This is a genomic window from Enterococcus sp. DIV1314a, from assembly GCF_051713805.1.
GTDB classification, from domain to species: domain Bacteria; phylum Bacillota; class Bacilli; order Lactobacillales; family Enterococcaceae; genus Enterococcus_I; species Enterococcus_I aquimarinus.
Genome location: NZ_JBIOQP010000001.1, coordinates 1,339,158 through 1,360,084 on the forward strand (window position 1 = coordinate 1,339,158; position 20,927 = coordinate 1,360,084).

At 38.9% G+C, this 20,927-nt stretch carries 20 protein-coding genes; 15 read left to right on the forward strand and 5 right to left on the reverse strand.

Annotated elements, in window-relative coordinates; all coding sequences use genetic code 11:
• Positions 1-19: 19 nt before the first annotated feature.
• From IGI68_RS06365 to IGI68_RS06375, 3 genes are read right to left on the reverse strand one after another with little or no spacing between them, the layout of a single operon-like run.
• Entirely contained in the window at positions 20-904 is an 885-nt protein-coding gene (locus tag IGI68_RS06365) for a transporter substrate-binding domain-containing protein (RefSeq protein WP_438731469.1), read from the reverse strand.
• A gap of 32 nt (positions 905-936) precedes the next feature.
• Positions 937-1,671: an amino acid ABC transporter ATP-binding protein gene (locus IGI68_RS06370; RefSeq protein WP_071874904.1), complete on the reverse strand. Its 735-nt coding sequence runs from the start codon at positions 1,669-1,671 to the stop codon at positions 937-939.
• Positions 1,664-2,380, reverse strand: a complete 717-nt coding sequence (locus IGI68_RS06375) for an amino acid ABC transporter permease (RefSeq protein ID WP_273232465.1) — start codon at positions 2,378-2,380, stop codon at positions 1,664-1,666. Before IGI68_RS06375 ends, IGI68_RS06370 begins: the two co-directional genes overlap by 8 nt.
• 246 nt (positions 2,381-2,626) lie before the next feature.
• Between IGI68_RS06375 and IGI68_RS06380 the strand changes: the two genes are divergently transcribed.
• The 5 genes from IGI68_RS06380 (at position 2,627) to IGI68_RS06400 (ending at position 7,786) form a co-directional block, all read left to right on the forward strand.
• Positions 2,627-3,475 (forward strand): aldo/keto reductase, encoded by an 849-nt coding sequence (locus tag IGI68_RS06380; RefSeq protein ID WP_438731474.1) that lies wholly within the window; start codon positions 2,627-2,629, stop codon positions 3,473-3,475.
• Between the two features lie 176 nt (positions 3,476-3,651).
• Positions 3,652-4,053 carry an IS200/IS605 family transposase gene (gene tnpA, locus IGI68_RS06385; RefSeq protein ID WP_438731477.1) on the forward strand — a complete coding sequence of 134 codons (402 nt, stop codon included), beginning with the start codon at positions 3,652-3,654 and terminating at the stop codon, positions 4,051-4,053.
• A 25-nt stretch (positions 4,054-4,078) separates the two neighbouring features.
• Complete coding sequence (gene tnpB, locus IGI68_RS06390; RefSeq protein WP_438731480.1) at positions 4,079-5,197, forward strand: IS200/IS605 family element RNA-guided endonuclease TnpB; 1,119 nt, start codon at positions 4,079-4,081, stop codon at positions 5,195-5,197.
• Positions 5,198-5,261: 64 nt separating this feature from the next.
• Complete coding sequence (locus IGI68_RS06395; protein WP_438731483.1) at positions 5,262-5,597, forward strand: hypothetical protein; 336 nt, start codon at positions 5,262-5,264, stop codon at positions 5,595-5,597.
• A 329-nt stretch (positions 5,598-5,926) separates the two neighbouring features.
• Complete coding sequence (locus tag IGI68_RS06400) at positions 5,927-7,786, forward strand: hypothetical protein (RefSeq protein ID WP_438731486.1); 1,860 nt, start codon at positions 5,927-5,929, stop codon at positions 7,784-7,786.
• 261 nt (positions 7,787-8,047) lie between these two features.
• On the opposite strand, the gene IGI68_RS06405 is transcribed toward IGI68_RS06400, so the two are convergent.
• Positions 8,048-8,602, reverse strand: coding sequence for a GNAT family N-acetyltransferase (locus IGI68_RS06405; RefSeq protein ID WP_438731489.1), 555 nt, complete (start codon positions 8,600-8,602; stop codon positions 8,048-8,050).
• A gap of 167 nt (positions 8,603-8,769) precedes the next feature.
• Here IGI68_RS06405 and IGI68_RS06410 point away from each other — a divergent pair, with 167 nt between their 5' ends.
• A complete protein-coding gene (locus tag IGI68_RS06410; protein WP_438731492.1) occupies positions 8,770-10,611 on the forward strand; it encodes a heavy metal translocating P-type ATPase in 1,842 nt (613 codons plus the stop codon).
• 385 nt (positions 10,612-10,996) lie between these two features.
• The gene (locus tag IGI68_RS06415; RefSeq protein ID WP_438731495.1) at positions 10,997-12,961 is read left to right on the forward strand and encodes a heavy metal translocating P-type ATPase; all 1,965 of its coding nucleotides are present in this window, start codon (positions 10,997-10,999) and stop codon (positions 12,959-12,961) included.
• 201 nt (positions 12,962-13,162) lie between these two features.
• On the opposite strand, the gene IGI68_RS06420 is transcribed toward IGI68_RS06415, so the two are convergent.
• Positions 13,163-13,867 (reverse strand): MurR/RpiR family transcriptional regulator, encoded by a 705-nt coding sequence (locus IGI68_RS06420; protein ID WP_071874896.1) that lies wholly within the window; start codon positions 13,865-13,867, stop codon positions 13,163-13,165.
• A 40-nt stretch (positions 13,868-13,907) separates the two neighbouring features.
• Between IGI68_RS06420 and IGI68_RS06425 the strand changes: the two genes are divergently transcribed.
• From IGI68_RS06425 to IGI68_RS06460, 8 genes are all read left to right on the forward strand, one after another.
• The gene (locus IGI68_RS06425) at positions 13,908-14,525 is read left to right on the forward strand and encodes a hypothetical protein (RefSeq protein ID WP_071874895.1); all 618 of its coding nucleotides are present in this window, start codon (positions 13,908-13,910) and stop codon (positions 14,523-14,525) included.
• A gap of 12 nt (positions 14,526-14,537) precedes the next feature.
• Positions 14,538-15,833, forward strand: a complete 1,296-nt coding sequence (locus IGI68_RS06430) for a PTS sugar transporter subunit IIC (protein WP_071874894.1) — start codon at positions 14,538-14,540, stop codon at positions 15,831-15,833.
• 384 nt (positions 15,834-16,217) lie between these two features.
• Complete coding sequence (locus tag IGI68_RS06435; protein WP_071874893.1) at positions 16,218-16,529, forward strand: hypothetical protein; 312 nt, start codon at positions 16,218-16,220, stop codon at positions 16,527-16,529.
• Positions 16,530-18,506 (forward strand): V-type ATP synthase subunit I, encoded by a 1,977-nt coding sequence (locus tag IGI68_RS06440; protein WP_438731501.1) that lies wholly within the window; start codon positions 16,530-16,532, stop codon positions 18,504-18,506. It abuts the gene before it with no gap.
• Positions 18,507-18,980: a V-type ATP synthase subunit K gene (locus tag IGI68_RS06445; protein ID WP_071874891.1), complete on the forward strand. Its 474-nt coding sequence runs from the start codon at positions 18,507-18,509 to the stop codon at positions 18,978-18,980. It abuts the gene before it with no gap.
• A 10-nt stretch (positions 18,981-18,990) separates the two neighbouring features.
• Positions 18,991-19,587: a V-type ATP synthase subunit E gene (locus tag IGI68_RS06450; RefSeq protein WP_438731504.1), complete on the forward strand. Its 597-nt coding sequence runs from the start codon at positions 18,991-18,993 to the stop codon at positions 19,585-19,587.
• A gap of 10 nt (positions 19,588-19,597) precedes the next feature.
• Complete coding sequence (locus IGI68_RS06455) at positions 19,598-20,599, forward strand: V-type ATP synthase subunit C (protein WP_438731507.1); 1,002 nt, start codon at positions 19,598-19,600, stop codon at positions 20,597-20,599.
• Positions 20,592-20,909: a V-type ATP synthase subunit F gene (locus IGI68_RS06460; RefSeq protein ID WP_071874941.1), complete on the forward strand. Its 318-nt coding sequence runs from the start codon at positions 20,592-20,594 to the stop codon at positions 20,907-20,909. The genes IGI68_RS06455 and IGI68_RS06460 overlap by 8 nt, the downstream gene beginning before the upstream one ends.
• Positions 20,910-20,927 lie beyond the last annotated feature (18 nt).

A 20,927-nucleotide genomic window follows, 5' to 3' on the forward strand; every position in this document is an offset into this window, starting at 1 on the left:
AATCTCCTTCTTCTTTCGTCTACTCCACTGCTTGAACGGCTAATTCTGTATATTCTTTCCGCCATTTTTCTAAATTCCCGTTTTCCAAGTTTTCTTGGATGACTTTATTGGCAATCTCGATTAGACGCGCATTGTCATTTGTTTTTGGAAACCCAATAACGTTCGTAGCATATTTTTGATTCACATCAAGGTCGAATGATTCTTGTGGTAAAATCACTAAATCTGGGAATGTTTCTAACATGGGTAAAACGTGGGAAGTAGAAACCGTAATCGCATCAACGTCACCTGAATTTAACGCTAAAATCGCTGCATCCATAGTCCCGAATTGCTTGATTTTTTTAGCGTCCGTAATCGTTGTTGCAAGTTCATATTGGACAGAACCACCTTGAGCACCGACGGTTAATTCTGCTGCTTTTAATTCATCCAGTGTCTTAAATTTCGCCGCATTGTCTTTCGTCATTAAAACCCCTTGAAACCCATCGGCCGCTTCTTGTTGATAGCCATCTGAAAACTCCATGACTTGTCCACGTTCATCGGTTCCAACAAAAGCTGCAATTCCAAGGTCAACGCTGCCTGTTTGGATATTCGCTAGAACACCATTAAAGTCCGTTGGTTTAATTTCAAGTTCAACACCAATTTCATCCGCAATCGCTTGGATTAAGGCCACGTCACTACCGACAATTTCTTTTTTACCATCTTTTAAAATATAAAATTCAGCAGGAGGGAAGTCAGGTGAAGTTGCCATCACTAATTTTCCAGCTTCTTGAATTTTACTTAGTTGATCCATTTCGACCGTCGCGCTTCCTTGTGATTCATTGGTGTTTTCACTACTGCCACATGCAGCGAGTAAAGTTAGGGATAATAAGCTAGCAACAGCTAGCGTAAAGGTATGTTTTAATTTCATAAGAGTTCCTCCTCGGGTAATTGATAATCAGGTTAAAAAGTAATTTGATCTAAAAAGACTTTCGTTCGTTCTTCTTTTGGATGTTCAAATAATTCGGTTGGTGTTCCTTCTTCTACGATGACCCCTTGATCCATAAAGAGGACGCGTGAGGCAACTTTTTTTGCGAAACTCATTTCATGCGTGACAATAACGGTCGTTAAATGATCTTTTGCCAAGGCTTGAATCACGAGTAACACTTCTTTGACCATCTCTGGGTCAAGGGCCGACGTTGGTTCATCAAAAAGCATGACTTCTGGTTCCATCGCAAGTGCGCGGGCGATGGCTACCCGTTGTTTTTGTCCACCAGAAAGTTTATTCGGATACACATCTTTTTTATCGGATAAGCCGACTTTTCGTAGTAAGGCTTCGGCGATCGTGGTTGCTTCCGCTTTTGATAAATTTTTTAATTTCATTGGAGCTAAAATAATATTTTCTAAAACCGTCATATTGGGAAATAAATTAAAATGTTGGAAAACCATGCCAATATGTTGCCGAATTTGATCAATTTCGGCTTCTTTTAACATTTTTTCGGTTAAAGATTTGCCTTTAAAGAATACCTCGCCGCCTGTTGGTTGCTCCATTAAGTTCAAACAACGTAAAAACGTTGACTTTCCTGAACCAGAAGGGCCAATCACAGCGACAATTTCACCTTGTTTGATGTCAGTTGAAATGCCTTTAAGGACTTTTAAATCACCGTAATCTTTTTGTAAGTTGATTGTTTTAATCATAAACACTTAACCTCTTTTCTAATTGTTTCATTAAAGCTGTTAATGTGAAGGTTAGGAAGAAGTAAATCAAGGCAACGACAATTAAGGGTTCGAAAATCGAATACGTCGATGCTTTAATAATATTACTCGTGTACATCACATCGAAAATTCCAACGACGGAAACAATGGAAGATTCTTTAATCATGGCGATAAATTCGTTTCCTAAGCCAGGAAGAATCACGCGTATAGCTTGTGGAATAATGATAGAGCGCATCGTTTGTTTGCGACTTAATCCTAACGAACGTCCGGCTTCCATTTGACCTTTATCAATAGCTTCTAAGCCACCACGAAGTAATTCGCAAATGTAGGCACCTGAGTTAATCGAAAGGGCAACGACGGCTGTTAGAAATTCGCGTGAACCATAGACATCACCCAAAAATGGTAGTGCAGGTAGCGTCACGCCGATGAGCGGCAAGCCGTATAACCAAATGTATAATTGCACGAGTAATGGGGTTCCACGTACGACCTGCGTATAAACCGCCGCGATTGCTTTAAAAAATTTATTTGGGGATTGTTTGAGTAAAGTAGCGAATAGTCCAATAATTGATCCTAGGAAAACAGTCATTAGCGATAAGACAATCGTAACAATTGTGCCATCGATAAAAGTAGGAATCCATTTGATGAGTTTGCCAAAGTCTAGAACAATCGCACTAAGATAATAATGATCCATGAAAAGCTCCTTCCGTAAATATTCATCATAATCGGTTGTTTATGAATATTTAATGTCTTAAATAAGTATATTATGTATAATAATCCATATATAAAGAGAAAGCAAGTGTTTTTGTATTTTTATTCAATTAATTTCTAAAAATACTTAATTTTATACATTTTATTGTATAAGTCGATTGCATGACAATGAGACGAGAATGAGGTACCATTAATTATATAGAAGTAAAAAAATTTAGGAGGAGAAACAATGACATTAACTACAACGTATCAGTTAAGCAATGGCGTAGAAATCCCAATCGTTGGTTTTGGAACTTGGCAAACACCAGATGGCGATGTAGCCGAACATTCCGTTTTAACCGCTTTAAAGGCTGGATACCGACACATCGATACCGCCGCCGCTTACAAAAATGAAGCGTCAGTCGGTCGCGCAATCGTTAAAAGTGGGATTCCTCGAGAAGAAATATTTATTACGACGAAATTAGCGAATACGCAGCGGACATTTGAAGAGACTCGAAAAGCCATCGATGCATCGTTAGAACAACTTGGTGTAGACTATCTTGATTTGTATTTAATTCATTGGCCGAATCCGAAAAAATATCGTCCGAATTGGCAAGCAACAAATGCAGATTCCTGGCGCGCGATGGAAGAAGCCGTACAAGCTGGTAAAATTCGGGCCATTGGGATCTCGAATTTCCATCCCCATCATATCGATGCCTTACTCGAAACAGCGACAATCAAACCGGTCGTGAATCAAATTTATGCCAATCCAAGTGATCCCCAAGATGAACTTGTAGCGTATAATACTGCACATGGCATTTTAACAGAAGCCTATAGTCCCTTAGGTACCGGCCGTATTTTTGAGATTGAATCATTACAAACCTTAGCAGACCATTATCAAAAAACAATCGCCCAACTTGTTTTACGTTGGAGTTTACAAAAAGGATTGTTACCATTGCCAAAATCAGTCACCGAATCACGGATTATTGAAAATACGAAACTCTTTGATTTTGAAATAACCCCGGAAGACATGGCTGTGATTGATCAATTAAAAGGTCAAGCGGGAACGGCAGCCAATCCAGATGAAGTTAATTTTTAAATAAGCAGTAATCAAAAACTTTGGAAAATATTTTTTCCGAAGTTTTTTAATTGAAGAAAAAATGAATTAACAGTATACTCCTCGATAGTGTTATTTTACTTTATAAAGTCAAAAAAATGTTACTATTTGTGTATAATAATTTTTAATTAATACACTTTTTGATGTATAATAAACTCATGGATAACGAATATAGACATTCTAAGACAACTGTATCGTTACTCAACTATCATTTAGTTTTTTGTCCTAGATATCGTCGGAAACTATTTGTCAATTCCGAAGTAGACGCTAGTTTTAAATCTATTGTTCATTCAATCTGTAAAGAAAATGAATGGGAAATCATGGCTATAGAGACAGATAAAGATCATTGTCATCTTTTTGTAAATGTTCAACCTACCTATTCACCAGCGGATATCATGAAGGTGATTAAGGGAAGAACATCTAGAGAATTAAGACAATCATTTGAACATTTAAGTAAAATGCCAAGTGTTTGGACACGATCTTACTTTGTTTCAACAGCAGGGAATGTTTCTAGTGAAACAATTAAACGATATGTAGAAAATCAAAGGACAAGATATTGAGTTTACGTTAAGGAGGTGTACAGAAATGAAAAAAGCCCATAAAATCAGAATCTACCCTAATTCAAGACAGGAAATTCAATTTCAAAAAACCTTTGGTTGTGTTCGGTTCTACTGGAATTTTTTACTTGACCAACGGATTACGAATGACAAGATGAAAAAAGAAAATCCTGAATATATTGAAAACAAACTGACCTATGCTGGACTGAAAAAGCAAGAAGAATTTTCTTGGTTAAAAGAAGTTGAAGCACAACCTCTAAGCCAAGTAAATATGGATTTGAATAAAGCGTACAAAAATACGTTCAACTCTAAATTCGGATTTCCTAAATTCAAGAGTAAAAAATATTCAAAGAAATCCTATCGAACTGCCGTAGGCATGAAAGTCAACGGACGATACTTCTATGTTTCTAAAGTTGGTTGGGTCAAGATGGCAGAAGAATTGCGTTTCAAAGGGAAATTAATGAACGTGACGATCAGTCAAACTAAATCAGGGAAATATTTTGCGACATTCTTAGTTGATGCTGAGAATTTCCAACAAGAACCCGTAGCAAATAACATTGGATTAGATTTGGGCTTAACTCATTTCTGTATCACATCCGCAGGAGAAAAAATCGATAATAATCGATTCTATCGCTCTCTTGAACAACGGTTAATACGCGAACAACGAAAACTTTCCAAGCGTTTGGAAGTTGCGAAAAAACACAATCGAAAATTAGATGAGTGTCGCAACTACCAAAAACAAAAAGTAAAAGTAGCGCGTATCCATGAGAAAATTGTCAACCAACGTACTGATTTTTTACATAAACTATCTTCACGACTTACTGATGAGAACCAAATCATTTGTATTGAAGATTTGAATGTAAAAGGGTTGGTTAAAAATCATAAATTAGCGAAGTCAATTTCAGATGTATCTTGGAGTGAATTCGTTCGACAATTAGACTATAAATGTGCATGGAAAGGTCGTACTTTAGTTAAAGTTGACCGATTTTTCCCAAGTTCACAACTTTGTTCTTCTTGTGGTCATAATGACGGCAAAAAAGAGCTAAATATTCGTGAATGGATATGTTCAAATTGTGGAACAATTCATGACAGAGATATTAATGCAAGCATAAATATTAAAACCGAAGGACTTTCGGGGATCGCTTAGTCAATTTGCGTCCGTTAGGGCGTACTACCTAAGAATCCGACGACTTTAGTCGTGTGGAGTGTCAATGCTCTTACTATTTTCCCCCAGCTTGCGGCTGTCCTGCCATCCGGTTGGAAATTTCTTTGTCATTTTTACCAAATCGTTCTCTTTTTTGATTGGTCCAATTGGCGGCTTCGGTTTAGGATTATTTACAACGTATCGTAATCAAACCATTCTGAATTGTTTTGGTGCATTGCTACTAGCACAAGATCGTTATGGCATCGGGGGATCGGTTCAACTCAGAATCTGGAATAATGTCATCGGCCTTCTTTTTGTCGGAATCTATCTGTTATCTCTTAAAGTGTTAAGCCTACTATACAACCAACTAAAAAGACGAAAAGTATGTCAGAACAATTGTTAAACGTATTTTTTTAGTAAATGATGATACCATAAAATTGCCTGTGAGTTTTTTAAAGAGAATCTTGATCTCTTTAAATTAATCGAAAGACCCCGAAAAATTCGACTTAACCATCGAACTTTTTGGGGTCTGTTCATTCAAAAGATGACTTGAGATTTTTTTTAGACGCTTGAGCAACAGCAATATTAACGCTAAAGAAACGATTGTACTGTTTCATCAGTCATAGCAAGCTTAATTGAAAATTAGTCGCAGTAACAGTGGTTAAAAGAAAGAGTTTTTTACGATTATGGTATAATGAATGTGGATAAATCGATATGAGGGAGGTTTTAGTGATGCAAGAATTGAAACGTTCGGTAGAACAAGTTGTCAAAGGCGCTTTTCAAGCGATGGGGACATTCCCAGCTGCGAGCATCAGTGGGTTGCTATTTACGATAACGACGATGATACGGACTCAAATAGAGGGTGTACAAGCAGATGAATTTCATTTGTTATTTAATAGTTTGCATTGGGCGTTTGCCTTTGGTGCAATTTTTGGTTTAATGGCGGCGACCTATGTGCGTGGGCAACAACTCGAAACGACACGAATGTCGCTTGCAAATGGTGTAACGGGAATCGTTTCGTTAAGTAGTTTTTTACTGCTTTACTTTTTTGGACAAACGGCTCCTGATGCGAGCAGTTCCTTTAACTATCTCTATTTAAGTGAGATTGCCAATGCCAGAATGGCGATGTTATTAGGCGTAACGTTTTTAGCCTTTGTCTTATTTGCAGCACGCCAAAAAGAAAATCAATCGCTGTCGCGCACGATTTTTATGATCCAAAAATCTTTTTTTATTGCCCTAATTTATGGAATGGTCTTATTAGCAGGGACTTCAGCAGTGGCAGGTGCCATCCAAGGATTACTCTATCCCGCAATGAGTTTCAAAGTTTATCAACATCTAGGTTCGATTATTGGCTTTGTGACGTTCCTGATCTTTCTAGGATCCTTACCTGATTTTTCCCAAACGCAACCAGATGAAAAACACCAAGCTGCGCAAGAACAATCGAAATTTATTCAACTATTATTTTCTTATATTCTTGTTCCGGTTACCTTAGCACTGACCATTGTATTATTACTTTGGACAATTCGGATTATTTTCCAAGGAGTTGGCAATTACTTTATTCGTTTATCAAGTATTGCAACGAGTTATGCAGTCGTAGGTATCTGGCTTTATATGATGGTTCATGAAGCACAAAATAAAGTTGCAAAATTGTATCGCCAAGTCTTTCCTTTTGCCACGCTCATTATTTTAGCCTTTGAAGGTTGGGCGTTAATCCAGCAACTGATGACTTACGGAATGCAAACGACTGAATATTATTTTATGCTCGTTTGGCTAGTGGCAGTCGTAGCCATGCTTCTCTTAGTCTTCAAAAATAGAAGCGCCTATGCCTCGGTTTTACTCCTGGTCATGGCGACAATGCTATTCTCGGTGATGCCACTTGTCGGTTATCAAAGCTTGCCCGTACGACTTCAAGTTCAACGATTCGAAAAATTATTAATTCAAGCACAGATGTTTGAAAATAATGAAATCATCCCAGGAAGTGAAGCAATCGAGCAACCAATTAGAGAAAAAATGACTGTTTCGGCCCAATATTTGGCCCGGCAAGAGCAAGATCGTTTACCTGTTTGGTTCAGTATTGAGCCATATGACGATGAAAGCTTTAAGGAAGTGATGGGATTTGCCCCTATCTATCCAAGACAAGAAGATGTGGCTCCTTTGCAAAATGCGATTACGAGTGTGAGTCGCGAGAATCAAGCGATTGATATTGCGTCCTTTGATTGGCGCGTTCCACTAACCTATCAAGACCAAAAAGAAGGTCAAGGTGGAACTTTTGAAGGGAATAAAGGGACATATGAGATTGAGTGGATCCTATCTGAAAATGGAAATAGCGTCCCAAAACTCACGATTAAATTAAACAATCAAGTGATTTTAGAAGAGTCTCTGAAAACCTTTGTAGAAGGATTGCTTGCAGAATATCCGCCGACAACAGAACAAAAAGAATCGACTACCGTTGCGACCTTGGAATATCCATTTAGCACCGATGAAATCGAAGGACAACTCATCTTTAATCATATTGAAATGCAAGTAGATGAGAACAATCAACCGATCACTTATTGGATAGAAATTGAAGGCGTGTATATTCGCGAAAAATAGAGTAAAACCTCCGGCATCGATAGCGCTCCGCAAAAGTTGGACCTAAACATCGAACTTTAGCGGGGCGGCTCATTTCGGAGTTTTTTTTTGCTATTGTTTGAGTATTTCTTTCGTCGATTATTGCTAAAAGTCATTGGTAAATTCATCGGACAATAACCGTGGGAGAAATAAAGATTCTGACTTAATAAGCATCCACTCCACAACAAAAAATAGCTAATAGAACGGATTGTATCTTTTGCCGTTCTATTAGCTATTTTCTTTTTATTCAAGCTGAAAATCTTTTTTTAGTAACGAGTATTTATTCATATCACGCAACTCATCGCGTAACAGTATTTCTGCTTTATCTGTCCCAACAAATTCAAATCCGCATTTGAGTGCTACTTTATTGCTTGCGACATTGGCTACATCCGCAAAAATTGAAAGTTTATTCAGATGTAATCCATAAAAAGAATAGGCACAGATTTTCTTCACGACTGCCGTAATAAACCCGCGATTGGTATAATCCGAATGAATCCAATACCCAATTTCGGCACTTTGATTTTTTTGATTGATTTTATGTAAATCAATACACCCAATAATCGCCTCTTCAAAAATGAGACAAAACATTTTATCAGTTCCTTCGGCATTGTTGTGGAGCTTCATTTTGATGTATTCTTCTTGAACGGAGATATCCGTTGTACGATGGGCAAAATCAAGAAACTCGCCAATGTGTTCTTTATCCGAGATGACACATTCATAAATCTCTTGCGCCATCGATAAATCACAGTAAGCTAGCGCAATGTTTTCATTGACCGGTAGCGTAAAATAATATGACATTCGCAACGACTCCTTTTTCATTTTTGTTAGTGTATCATAGAATGATTCAACCGTCTAACCGTCTTCTCACTGACAATGATAATCTCTTTCAATTAAGTAAATCCCGTATCTAAACGTTCGAAAGGGTGCTAAAGTAAGAGTGTAGAAAGACGAATGAGGTGGTTGAAATGAAAAAAATTAAAGAAAATATCACGTTAATTAGTACGGTAAGTTGTATTGTGTTTTTAATTGTAGGCTTGATTTTAGAGTTTGGCTTTCAATGGGAATATAGTTGGCTGATTTATTTAGCGTCGGTTATCAGTGGTGGAACGGAAATCACAATTGCCGGTGTACGTGAATTGATGGCGGAAAAACATTTTAATGTCGATTTATTGATGATCTTAGCAGCAGTAAGTGCGGGGTTAATTGGTGATTGGCGTGAAGGTTCGCTACTTATTTTTATTTTTAGTCTTAGTCATTTATTAGAAGAATATACCACTGAAAAAAGTGCCCGCGAAATTAATCGTTTGATTGATCGGCAACCGAAAAAAGCGCGCTTGGTGTTGGCTGATGGGACGTACGAAATGATTGACACAGCCGATTTAGAGATAGGCGATAAAGTGGCTGTTTTTAAAGGAGAACATATTCCAACAGATGGTGTCATTATGAAAGGCGCGTCTGAAATTGATGAATCGGTCGTGAATGGTGAAAGTGTTCCTCGTTTGAAAGGCATCAATGAAGAAATTTATGGTGGCACGATTAATCTCGGGGATGCGCTTGAGATTGAAGTCAATAAAGATCGCTCAGAAACCGTTTTTGCGAAAATTATTGCGTTAGTTGAATCCGCACAAAATAGTCAAACGAAGACCGAAAGCTTTATCCAACGTGTCGAAAATCAGTACGTGATGATTATTTTAATCACTGTTCCATTAGCGATTCTCGCTTTTCGTTTCGGCTTATCTTGGACTTGGAACGAAAGCCTCTATCGTGGTGTGAACTTACTCGTCGTTGCAAGCCCCTGTGCCTTAGTGGCGAGTTCCACACCGGCTTTACTGAGTGCTATTAGTAATGGCGCACGTCACGGAATGCTCTTTAAAGGAGGCACTTATCTAGAAGAACTGGCAGAAATTCGGAGTATCGCCTTTGATAAAACCGGTACTTTAACAAAAGGTGAATTTAGCGTCACCGATGAGTATTGGGCAGAAGACGAAGCGGTTATTTTACCTTATGTCCTTGGATTAGAAGGGAAAAGTACCCATCCGTTAGCCCAAGGAATTGTCAAAAAATGGGGACAAGCGTATCAAAGTCTTGATCTCGTAACAGAAGAAATCACGGCTAGTGGGATTCAGGCAGTCGAAGGGGATCATACCTATTACGTAGGGAAAAAACGTGGCACCTATGAAGAACCTGAAGCGTTAGCTGAGTGGAAACATCAAGGAAAAACCGTCATTTATGTAGAACGAGATCACCAATTTGTCGGAGGTATTGGTCTGCTTGATACATTAAATAAAAATGCCCAAGAATCCGTCGCTTACTTTAATCATGCTGGAATTCAAACGGTCATGTTAACCGGTGATAATCGGCATACCGCCCAAACGGTCGCACAAGGTGCAGGAATCAAAGAGTATTACGGCGAACTACTTCCAGAAGATAAAGTGAAATACGTCCAACAGTTGAAAGAAAAATATGGTAAAAATGCGATGGTGGGTGATGGCGTCAACGATGCGCCAGCACTTGCAACCGCGACAATCGGGATTGCGATGGGCGAAGGAACGGATGTTGCCATGGACGTGGCCGATGTCGTGATTATGGAAAATAATTTAGCGAAACTCGTGTACACTCATCGCCTCTCTCAAAAAATGAAAAGAATCATTAAACAAAATATTATTTTTAGTGTCGCGGTCATTTTATCGTTAATTGCCTTGAATTTAATGCAAAGCTTAACGATTCCTCTAGCTGTAATCGGGCATGAGGGTAGTACGATTTTAGTTATTTTAAATGGCTTACGCCTCCTACGCGAAGAAAAATAAGGTGCGACAAAAGGCGATTTGTTCTGAGCGACTGGAAATCCCTACGAGCAATTGGTTTTCTCAATTGAGCGTAAGGATTGAAGTAGCCGAAAGAGCAGCCTTTTGAACCCTAAAAATAAGGTGCGACAAAAGGCGTTATGCTCTGAGCGACTGGAAATCCATACAGAAAAAAGGAATAGAACGATGACAACTGTCATGATTCTATTCCTTTTTTTTATCGCAAAAATGACGAGAACTAGACGAATTGCAAAGTCGTTTCGATTAATTGTAACAATAGTTAAAAATAGGTGAAAGAGGAGAAAGTCTATTGACAAATGAATTTTCATTCATATATAATAAGGATAATAAATGAACGATTATTCATGTATGAACTGGAGGGAACGAAATGTCAATGATAGTAAAAAATGACCATTCATGCCAAGACCATCACGATCATGAGCATCACCACCAACACACAGAGGCGGCATCTAGCTGTAGTCATCACCATCATCATGGAAAGCAGCCAGTCATCCTGTATGTTGTTGGACTAGTCCTTTATTTGATCGCTCTTCTTAGTCCGTTACCAGAATCGTTATCGAATCTATTCATGTTGAGTGCGATGGTCGTGGCCGGTTATCAAGTGATTTTTGAAGGAATTGGTGAAACCATTACAGAGAGTATCCGTTTAAAGAAATTTTGGCCAAACGTGCATATTTTAATGACGCTAGCTGCCATTGGGGCTGTTTTTCTTGGCGATTACGATGAAGGTGCATTACTTATTCTTATTTTTTCAGGAGCTCATTTTCTAGAAGAATATGCGGAAGGACGCAGTAAGCGAGAAATTACCGCGCTCCTAAAAATGAACCCAACGAAAGCTCGGTTACGCCAAGCAAATGGTGAATATGTAATGGTAGAAGTTGAGACCTTAAAAATTGGGGACCAGTTAAAAGTCCTCCCAGGTGATCAAGTGCCAACAGATGGTGTGATTCTTGAAGGAAGTAGTACGTTAAATGAATCGTCCATTAATGGTGAAAGCATGCCACAAGAAAAAACTGTTGGAGCAGAAGTTTACGGAAGCACCATTAATGGTCAAGGAACGTTTACGATGACTGTTACAAAAGTTGCTTCCGACACGATCTTTGCCAAAATTTTAACATTAGTGAACCAATCGCAAAGTCGCTTATCACCGACAGCAACAAAAATTAAACAAATTGAACCACTCTACGTAAAAACGGTCTTAGCCATCGTGCCACTCTTTATTTTATCCGGGATAGTGATCTTTCAGTGGGGCTGGTATGCGAGTTTCTATCGAGGAATGGTTTTGATGATTTCATCGTCCCCATGTGCCCTAGCAGCAAGTGCGATTCCGGCTAGTTTATCCGGCATATCCAATTTAGCCAAACGTGGTGTGCTGTTTAAAGGTGGCTCGTACTTAGCCAATTTAGCAGATGTACAAGCAGTTGCCTTTGACAAAACTGGTACATTGACGCAAGGGAATCCCGCGGTAACGGACGTTTATTTTATCGATGAGAGAAAAGCGTCTGACTGGACAAAAATCATTGTTTCAATGGAAAATAGTGCGAACCATCCGTTAGCGAAAGCAATGTTACGTCATTTTGATCAAGTGTCCCCCATTGCACTCGATGTCCAAAATGACATTGGGAAAGGCTTAAAGACTATATATGAAGGCAAGGAATATAAAATCGGGAAACAAGATTTCTTTGCCAACATCGCGAGCGAATTATTAGTGCAAACCGAACGTCTGACAAAACAAGGTAAAAATGTCGTCTTCTTTGGTGAAAATGATCATGTGGTTGGCTATTTGGCTATGATGGATTTACCACAACCAACGGCATCAAGTGTCATCGATTATTTGAATACACAAGGGATTCAAACAGTCATGATTACAGGAGATGCTACCTTAACTGGACAAGCGGTGGGGGATTTGCTGGGCATCTCGCAGGTAAAAGGCAATGTTTTACCCGAACAAAAATCAACCATTATCACAGAACTACAACAACAGTATGGCAAAACGGTGATGCTTGGCGATGGGATTAATGATGCGCCAGCCCTAGTCCAAGCGGATATTGGTTTTGCCATGGGTGATGGAACGGATGTGGCGATTGACGTAGCAGACGCCGTTATTATGAAGAATGACTTAACGCGATTTAAATATGCCCATCAAGTCTCCAAGAAACTCGACCGGATTGTTTGGCAAAATATGATTTTCTCCATGTTAATTGTGGCGTTACTCGTCGTATTCAATTTCTTTGGCAAAATCGAAATTGGGCTTGGCGTCTTTGTCCACGAAGGCAGTACACTCGTTGTCATTTTGAATGGCTTACGTTTACTCTTACCCATTAAAGAATGATGAAAAAAAAGAAGCGATGACGATTGTCACAGCTTCTTTTTTTTGCGTTATAAACGAACGATTTTAAAGTATAAAGAAGAATAAGTTCGCTAAAGATAGTGAAACATGTTTTAAAATTAGTAAAAAATTTTATAAAAACTTAAAAAAGCGTACAAAAATCCAATTCCTCGTTATAATGAAATCGTAGAAAAGGCCAAACACTTAAGGTGCGTCATAAAGATTCTTTAAGGCTCCGTTCAATAATAATTCGAATTGATTGAGTACCGTCCCAAAAAAGAAGTTTGGCGTGAAGGATTGTAGCGTTTTTGGTGAATACGTATTGGTGCTAATCGTCAAAGTTGCTAAGTCGCCAACTTTCGATTTTTTATCTCCAACAAAAGCAATTAACGCCATCTGATGTTTTTGAGCAATTTCTGCGAGTTCAACTAAGCGCTGGGTATCACCAGAATTCGAAATAATAATGAGTAAAATGTCTTCCTCATTCGTCCCGCGCAAAAATTCTAAATGGCTATTGGCTGTTGCCCGAAAGCCATAAAGATTAAAGGTTTCGTTCATGTAGTTCGCAATATTTTGCGAAAAGCCCGATGCCAATACCATGATTCGTTTGTCACGATAGTGGGTCATTAATTGGGTAAACAGCTGTTGTTCTTCGACAGTGACTAAATCCGTCAAGTCGGTATTTGCTGAGACGCTTGGCGACTGGAGTGAAAAAACGAGTTCACTATAACCAGAAAATCCCATTTTTTTGGACATATTGACAATGCTCGCTGTTGAAACAAAAGCTTGTTTGGCCACTTCGCGAATCCCTATTTTTTTTAAGCCTTCTTTATGTTGATCCATAAAGCGTAAGGCACGAGCTTCGGAATCATTTAATTGATACTTTTCAATTAAATTTTCAATATTCATCATTTCACCCCAATAAAAATCTAGATAGGAGCATTATACCATGGAAAAGAAAAAAATCATTCAAGATCCTTGGGCAAGAACGACTACGCGTAACGGCTTAGCTGGCGACGAAGTTATTTCTGCTCTACAAAAATCAATTCGCAGAGGTTACGAAAGAGCCGCATGTGAATTTGCGTATGAAATGTATATTACCTCGCCGCAATATGAAGAAAAATTATGGCGTCGCCTACTAGCGATTTCGGTCGAAGATATCGGCATGGGAAATCCAGAAGCGGCCATTATGGTGAATAACTTTAATCAAATGCGTAAAGAATTCCAGTACAATGAATCGGACCGTTTAATGTTTATTATTCATGCGATTCGTTACTTATGTGCTTCTGAAAAAGACCGTTCTTCAGATTTACTCAAAAATATTATGATTAAAAGTTTTGCGATGGGCTATGTACCTGAAATTCCTGACTATGCACTCGACAAACATACGACTCGTGGCGCACAAATGGGACGTGATTCCCATCATTTCTTACACGAAGCAAGTAAAGTCATTCCTCAAGCGAAAGTTGATAATGACTACAAAGAGCAATACGACGAGATTTTAAATCATTATGATCCAAACAATGTCGTAGAAGATGCGTTTCAGTTTAATAGTTGGCAAGTCTAGGAGGAAAAAAGAATGAAAAAGTCAGCAGCGTTTATGGATAAATTAAATGGTCTTTTAAGCCCGTTAGCCGCAAAATTGGGTAATCAACGACACTTAAAAGCCATCTCAACGGGGATGATGTTTGGGTTACCTTTTATCGTGATTGGCTCGTTTTTCTTAATTTTTGCTAATCCATCGATCAATATGGAGCAATACAATCCTGAAACAGCCGGAATATTCTTACGTTTCTTAGCGAACTGGAAAGATTTTGCAACGGCAAACTATGATTTGATTACAGCGCCTTACAATTTAACAATGGGGCTAGTTGGTTTAATTAGTGCCTTTGGAATTGCCTATTCCTTAGCAAAAGATTATGGACTAAATCCATCTATGAACGGAATGATGGCCTTAGTAACCTTTGCGATGGTTTGTACACCGGTCGTTGAAGGAACGATTAACTTAAACTATTTAGGGACAAATGGCTTATTTGTCGCAATTATTATCGGATTATTAGCTGTTGAAATTTCACGTTTCTTTGAAACAAAAAACATTAAATTCACCATGCCGGATACTGTTCCGCCGATGGTGACAATGTTTATGAATACCTTATTACCGCTGTTAGCCAACATTATTTTCTTTTATGGTATCAATGTGATTTTCTTAATTACAACCGATCAAATTTTCCCAGAAGCAATTATGCAAGTGTTAACGCCAGCGACTGACTTAGCCGGTAGTTTAGGTGGATTCTTACTAATCGTGACTCTTGGAAACATCCTTTGGTTATTTGGGATTAATGGATCGTCCATTATCTTCCCACTTGTTTTCACGTTAGGAATCGCGCAAACCGGTTATAACGCAGAACAATTGGCAAACGGGGAACAAATGACGCACTTGATGAATTTACAAATGTTCCGAATCTCCGTTATGGGTGGCGCAGGTGCTACGATGGGACTGGTTGTCTTGATGATGAGAAGTAAAGTCAGCGAGTTTCGGACAATTGGGAAATTATCCTTCATTCCAGGACTATGCTCGATTAATGAGCCGGTGATTTTTGGCTTGCCAATCGTCTTTAATCCAATCTTAGCTTTTCCATTTTTAGTCGCACCAATTGTCAACTTATTACTAACGTATTTTGCCCAAAAGCTTGGCTTTATCGGATTAGGGTTCATCATCGATCCATCCTTTACGCCATTCGTCGCGCAAGCATACTTATCCAGTATGGACTGGCGCAATGTCATCTTTACGCTCTTCTTAGTCTTTACCAGTGCAGTGATTTATTACCCATTCTTTAAACTAATGGAAAAAAATCGTTTAGCCGAAATGAAATAAAGCCAAAAAGATACTGAATTTCTAGCATAAGACTAGAAATCAGTATCTTTTTTTCGTGGTGAAAGGGTTGGAGAATGATTGTAATTATCTGATGATTGATCCATTTTGACACCACTTCGCTTAAAAAGTAAACAAATCTGATACAGCTTGCCAAGGTGTATTCTTTCTTAAAAAGAATTTTTTCTTCCTATTTAATAGTGTTTTTTATTCGAAAGCAGCGATAAAGTGTGACGAAATCATGTTTAAAAGCGAAAAAGTGTGAATTTTTTAAGAAAAAAGGGAGAGTTTCCTTGACTCACTCTAAAAATTTCGTTAACATTTATATAACAAATAAGTTTACCTGTTATGCTTTTATTTGAATCAAACCAAAGGAGGAAATTCGTCATGAGTGTCGATGCGATTCAACAAGTGATCGAAGCAGAAAAAAAAGCCGAAACGCTTTTGCAAGAAACAACTGCTTTAATCGAAGAAAAAGAAAAACGTAGTCAAGAAGCGATTGAAGCGTTCCATGACACATTGCGTGTCCAAGAAAAACAAGCGCAACAAGAACTGCTCGAGCAACAAGCAGCAGAGTTAGCGCAGCTCAAAGCACCTTTAATCGAAAAAACTGCAGGAGAAATTGCGACCTTGCAACAAGTCTCTCCAGAAATACGGCGCAAAGCCATTAATCTGATCCTTGAAGCGGTGGTGAATTAATTGGCGATTGTACAAATGCAAAAATTCCATGTCTTAACGTTTCAAAAAGAACAACAACACGTCTTACAAGCGCTCCAAAATTTTCAAAAGGCCGAATTATTACCGGCAGATGATGGCATCTTAGTGTCTGAAAATGCCTTTACGTCAGAAAATATCTCGGCTCAAACAGAAGCACTCGAGAATGAACTCACCCGCGTCCTTTTGGGTAAAGCTTTCTTAGAATCGTATATCCCAAAACCCTCATTTATAGAAGGATTACGTAAGAAACCCACGACCTACACGTTGTCACAGTTAGCCGAAATCACCGAGGCTTCCTCATGGCAGACAGTAGTGGATGAGTTGCGCCAAAAAGAAAAGCGTTTACGCATTTTAGAACAAGAAAGACAAGATCTTTCGCAAGCAGAAGACGAATTAAACCGTTGGCGTTATTTTGATGAAGCGCCGTCCGTGTTAAAAACGCTGAAGCATTCAGTCGGCTTGTTAGGAACCTTGCCGAATGAACAAATGACCCATTTAACGCATGAGCTTGAAAAATATCCAAGCACGTATTGCCAAACCATCCAACAAACAACAACAACAACGTATTTATTCGTGTTGTTTCATAAAGTCAATCAAAAACCGATTCAACGTCTCTTATCGACCGTTGGATTCACCGAATATCATTATCCTTTTTCCGCGAAACCTTCAGAAGCCTTAAGTGAAATGAAATCCAAAATGGCTGAGGTACTAGAAGAAGAACAATCCATCAAAAATCAATTAAAACAAATGTCCGCAGAAGCGGCTACGTTAACCTTAGTGGCGGAATATTATAGTAGCGCCATTGTGAAAAGTAAGAGCCAAGAAAAATTATTACGCTCGAAATCGGTCACAAGCTTGGCCGGTTGGGTCCCTTCCGATGAAGCAAGCAACTTAGAAGCACGCTTACAACAAATTACAAAAGGAAATTATTATCTCGTTTTCGAAGAAGTCAAAGAAGAAGAAATTCCGAATGTCCCAATCTTATTAAAAAATCATCGTTTCGTGGCACCTTTTGAAACATTGATTGAAATGTATAGTTTACCGCAATACGATGAACTCGATCCGACGCCTTTTATGGCACCATTTTATGCTTTAGCCTTTGGAATGATGGTTGCCGATTTTGGGTACGGACTAGTCTTATTTCTCGGCATTCTACTTGCGAAACACTTTTTCCACTTCGAAGCCAGTATGAAGCGTAGTTTAACTTTCTTTCAACTATGTGCCGTTCCAACGATGATGTGGGGCTTGATTTATGGTAGTTTCTTTGGGGCAACCATGCCGATTCAGCTATTATCCAATCAATCAGATATCACCGAAATCTTGATTATTTCTGTCGTTTTTGGTTTCATTCAAGTCTTCTTTGCGTTAATCTTAAAGTTTTATCTCTTATGGAGTCGCAAAAATCAAAAACTCAAAGCGATCTTTCAAGCTGGTTCGTGGATGGTCTTTTTACTAAGTGGTGCAAGTCTAGCTCTTGGGTTTACGATTTTACCAGAAACACCGCTAACGACAATTGGTCTGACAGGCATTATCGTGTCCTTGATTGCGGTTGTCATTGGAGGAAGTTTTGAAGGCGAAACACTCGTCGGGAAAATTGGGACCGGGTTATATAGTTTGATGGATTTAACGAACTATATGAGTGATTTAGTCAGTTACACCCGCTTGATGGCCCTTGGTGTGGCCGGTGGTAGTATTGCGGCGGCCTTCAACTTAATTATTAGTTTCTTACCACCCGTGGCGCGCTTTACAATCGGGATTGTGTTATTCATCTTGTTACATGCGATTAATATCTTTTTAAGTTATTTAAGTGCCTATGTTCATGGCATTCGTTTACAATATTTAGAGTTTTTCGGTAAGTTCTTTACCGGTGGCGGTCGCGCCTTCACACCGTTAAAAGCGAGTGAAAAATACGTTACGATTACACCCGAAACCACTACACAACAGGAGGAACAAGGATAAATGGAAAATTGGATTAGTTTTTTTTATGAGAATGGCGGCTTAGTCTTTGCCGCATTAGGAATGGCCACAGCCACAATTTGTGGGGGGATAGGTTCAACGATTGGGGTTGGGATGACGTCCCAAGCTGCTGCAGGACTGATTTCAGAACAACCGGAAAAATTCGGACAAGCCTTAATTTTAGAATTACTTTCGGCCACGCAAGGATTATACGGTTTCGTTATTTCCTTTATGATTTACTTACAAATTACTGGTGACATTAGCTTCCAAAAAGGCTTATTCTTATTTGTCGCAGCCTTACCGATTTCCATTACAGCGATCGCCAATGGGGTTTGGCAAGGTCGTGGAGCCAGTGCCGCAATGCAAATTTTAGCCAAAAAGCCAGAACATACGACGAAGGGGATTATCTTCGTTGCGATGATGGAAACTTATGCCATCTTAGGTTTCGTTATTTCTTTCTTATTGGTCATGATGTAGGAGGAAAACCATGTCAGATATCCGAAAATTAACGACAAAAATTGTCGAAGATGCGCAAAAAAAACAAGCGCATTTAATCGAAGAAGCAGAAAAAGAAATTGCTAAAAAAGAACGGATTAAAAAACAACAACTTGAAAAAGAAGTCGCGGCTCACTTAGCGCGTTATGAAAAAGAACTCCAAAAAGAATTGAGCTTAAAAGTCTCAGATTTACACGTGAAATCACGTAACCGCATGTTAGCAGCCAAGCAACAAGTCTTAGATGAATTGTTCGCGGATGCCAAAGAACAACTGCAAAACATCACGGCAGAAGACTTTGACGCTTTCGTCGAGCGTAAACTAGCGCTCGTTCAATTAACGGGTACAGTGGAACTAGTCTTTGGCTCTAAAAGTGCGCCACTCGTGAGCGAAACCATGATTCAACGTTGGCAAGCTCAATTTGAATCAGACCTGACAATTCAGGTCGCAAAAGAAACGATCCCGAATCGGAGTGGCGTCGTCTTTAAACAAGGAGAAGTCGAGTTTAACTTTATTTTTGAAGCATTATTAGAATCCAAAGAAGAAGAACTCAGTTATCAACTGATTGCATTTATTTTCAATCAAGAGTAGGAGGGATCATTTGAAAGATATTCAGTTTAGTAGTGCCAATGTTCGCATTCGAACGTATGAAAATCAATTATTAGATCCCCCCTTTTTGGAACGATTACTGAGTGTTGACCATGCGCGTGATCTGTTTCCGATCTTGCAAGAAACGCCTTACGGGGATTTCATTGAAGAAACAACCAACTATCACGACTTTGAACAAATCTTATTGGCGGAAGAAAAACGAACCTTTGAACAGGCCTATGCCCTGACGCCAATTAAGGAAGTCGTCGATGTCTTTACGTTAAAATATGATTACCAAAACTTAAAAGTTCTCGTCAAAATGTGGTATACCAAGGAAGATTTAGCTCATTTACTTGTCCCGTTTGGCTCCGTTTCGTTAACGCATTTAAAAGAAGGTGTGCAAACAAGAAAGCACCAAGCATTGCCACAAGCGATAATTGATTGCCTGGAAGAAGTGTTTTCATACATTGAAGAATATGAAGAAGTGCAAGGCATAGATATTATTTTCGATAATTATTACTGGCAACACTTTCTAGAAATTACGAAGCGACATAACGGAGAAATCTTTGGCGAACTTGGACAACGGATGATCGATGTCTTCAATATCTCGACCATTTTACGCAGCTACATTACCGGCCGCAAAAAAGGCTTTATGAGTGCAGTCGTCGCAGACGGCGGCACACTTCCGACAGAACCGATGTTAAGTGCCATTCAACACTCGCTGTCTGATTTTATGGCGTTACTCGCGAAAACGCCATACCATCATTTAGTAAGTAGCAGTATTCAAGAATTTGAGGAATTTAAAACTTTGAATCAATTTGATTTAATGAAAGACAATTTCTTAATGGCGCGCTTTAAAGAACGCAAAGTTATGCCGTTTGGTCCGAGTGCCATGTTAGGGTATTTATATGCCAAAGAAATTGAAATTAAAAACTTACGCTTGATCTTTATTGGGAAAATCAACAAAATTCCAGTCGAAATTCTAAGAAGTCGGGTGCGTGAAACGTATGTATAAAAAAATAGGAATGTTAGGCGGAAAAAACTCGATCTTACCTTTTAAAGGCTTAGGCATTGATGTTTTTCCGATAACGAACCTTGAAGCAGCAAAAGAACAACTCGCAAAAATGGCCGAAGAATATGGCGTCATTTTTATTACCGAGCGCATTGTAGAACAGCTCGAAGCTGAAATTGCCATCTACGACAATGCGTTAACGCCAGCCATCATTCCGATTCCAAGTAGTAGTGGAACGTTAGGGATTGGCATGGCTCGCTTACATAAGAATGTGGAGCAAGCAATTGGGATGGCTATTTTACAAGAGGATTAACGTAGAGGAGGAGCATAT

Bases quoted from the DNA above. Each gene is read 5' to 3' on its own strand.
- IGI68_RS06365 (WP_438731469.1), bottom strand. From the start codon at position 904: ATGAAATTAAAACATACCTTTACGCTAGCTGTTGCTAGCTTATTATCC.
- IGI68_RS06370 (WP_071874904.1), bottom strand. From the start codon at position 1,671: ATGATTAAAACAATCAACTTACAAAAAGATTACGGTGATTTAAAAGTC.
- IGI68_RS06375 (WP_273232465.1), bottom strand. From the start codon at position 2,380: ATGGATCATTATTATCTTAGTGCGATTGTTCTAGACTTTGGCAAACTC.
- IGI68_RS06380 (WP_438731474.1), top strand. From the start codon at position 2,627: ATGACATTAACTACAACGTATCAGTTAAGCAATGGCGTAGAAATCCCA.
- tnpA (WP_438731477.1), top strand. From the start codon at position 3,652: ATGGATAACGAATATAGACATTCTAAGACAACTGTATCGTTACTCAAC.
- tnpB (WP_438731480.1), top strand. From the start codon at position 4,079: ATGAAAAAAGCCCATAAAATCAGAATCTACCCTAATTCAAGACAGGAA.
- IGI68_RS06395 (WP_438731483.1), top strand. From the start codon at position 5,262: ATGCTCTTACTATTTTCCCCCAGCTTGCGGCTGTCCTGCCATCCGGTT.
- IGI68_RS06400 (WP_438731486.1), top strand. From the start codon at position 5,927: ATGCAAGAATTGAAACGTTCGGTAGAACAAGTTGTCAAAGGCGCTTTT.
- IGI68_RS06405 (WP_438731489.1), bottom strand. From the start codon at position 8,602: ATGTCATATTATTTTACGCTACCGGTCAATGAAAACATTGCGCTAGCT.
- IGI68_RS06410 (WP_438731492.1), top strand. From the start codon at position 8,770: ATGAAAAAAATTAAAGAAAATATCACGTTAATTAGTACGGTAAGTTGT.
- IGI68_RS06415 (WP_438731495.1), top strand. From the start codon at position 10,997: ATGTCAATGATAGTAAAAAATGACCATTCATGCCAAGACCATCACGAT.
- IGI68_RS06420 (WP_071874896.1), bottom strand. From the start codon at position 13,867: ATGAATATTGAAAATTTAATTGAAAAGTATCAATTAAATGATTCCGAA.
- IGI68_RS06425 (WP_071874895.1), top strand. From the start codon at position 13,908: ATGGAAAAGAAAAAAATCATTCAAGATCCTTGGGCAAGAACGACTACG.
- IGI68_RS06430 (WP_071874894.1), top strand. From the start codon at position 14,538: ATGAAAAAGTCAGCAGCGTTTATGGATAAATTAAATGGTCTTTTAAGC.
- IGI68_RS06435 (WP_071874893.1), top strand. From the start codon at position 16,218: ATGAGTGTCGATGCGATTCAACAAGTGATCGAAGCAGAAAAAAAAGCC.
- IGI68_RS06445 (WP_071874891.1), top strand. From the start codon at position 18,507: ATGGAAAATTGGATTAGTTTTTTTTATGAGAATGGCGGCTTAGTCTTT.
- IGI68_RS06450 (WP_438731504.1), top strand. From the start codon at position 18,991: ATGTCAGATATCCGAAAATTAACGACAAAAATTGTCGAAGATGCGCAA.
- IGI68_RS06460 (WP_071874941.1), top strand. From the start codon at position 20,592: ATGTATAAAAAAATAGGAATGTTAGGCGGAAAAAACTCGATCTTACCT.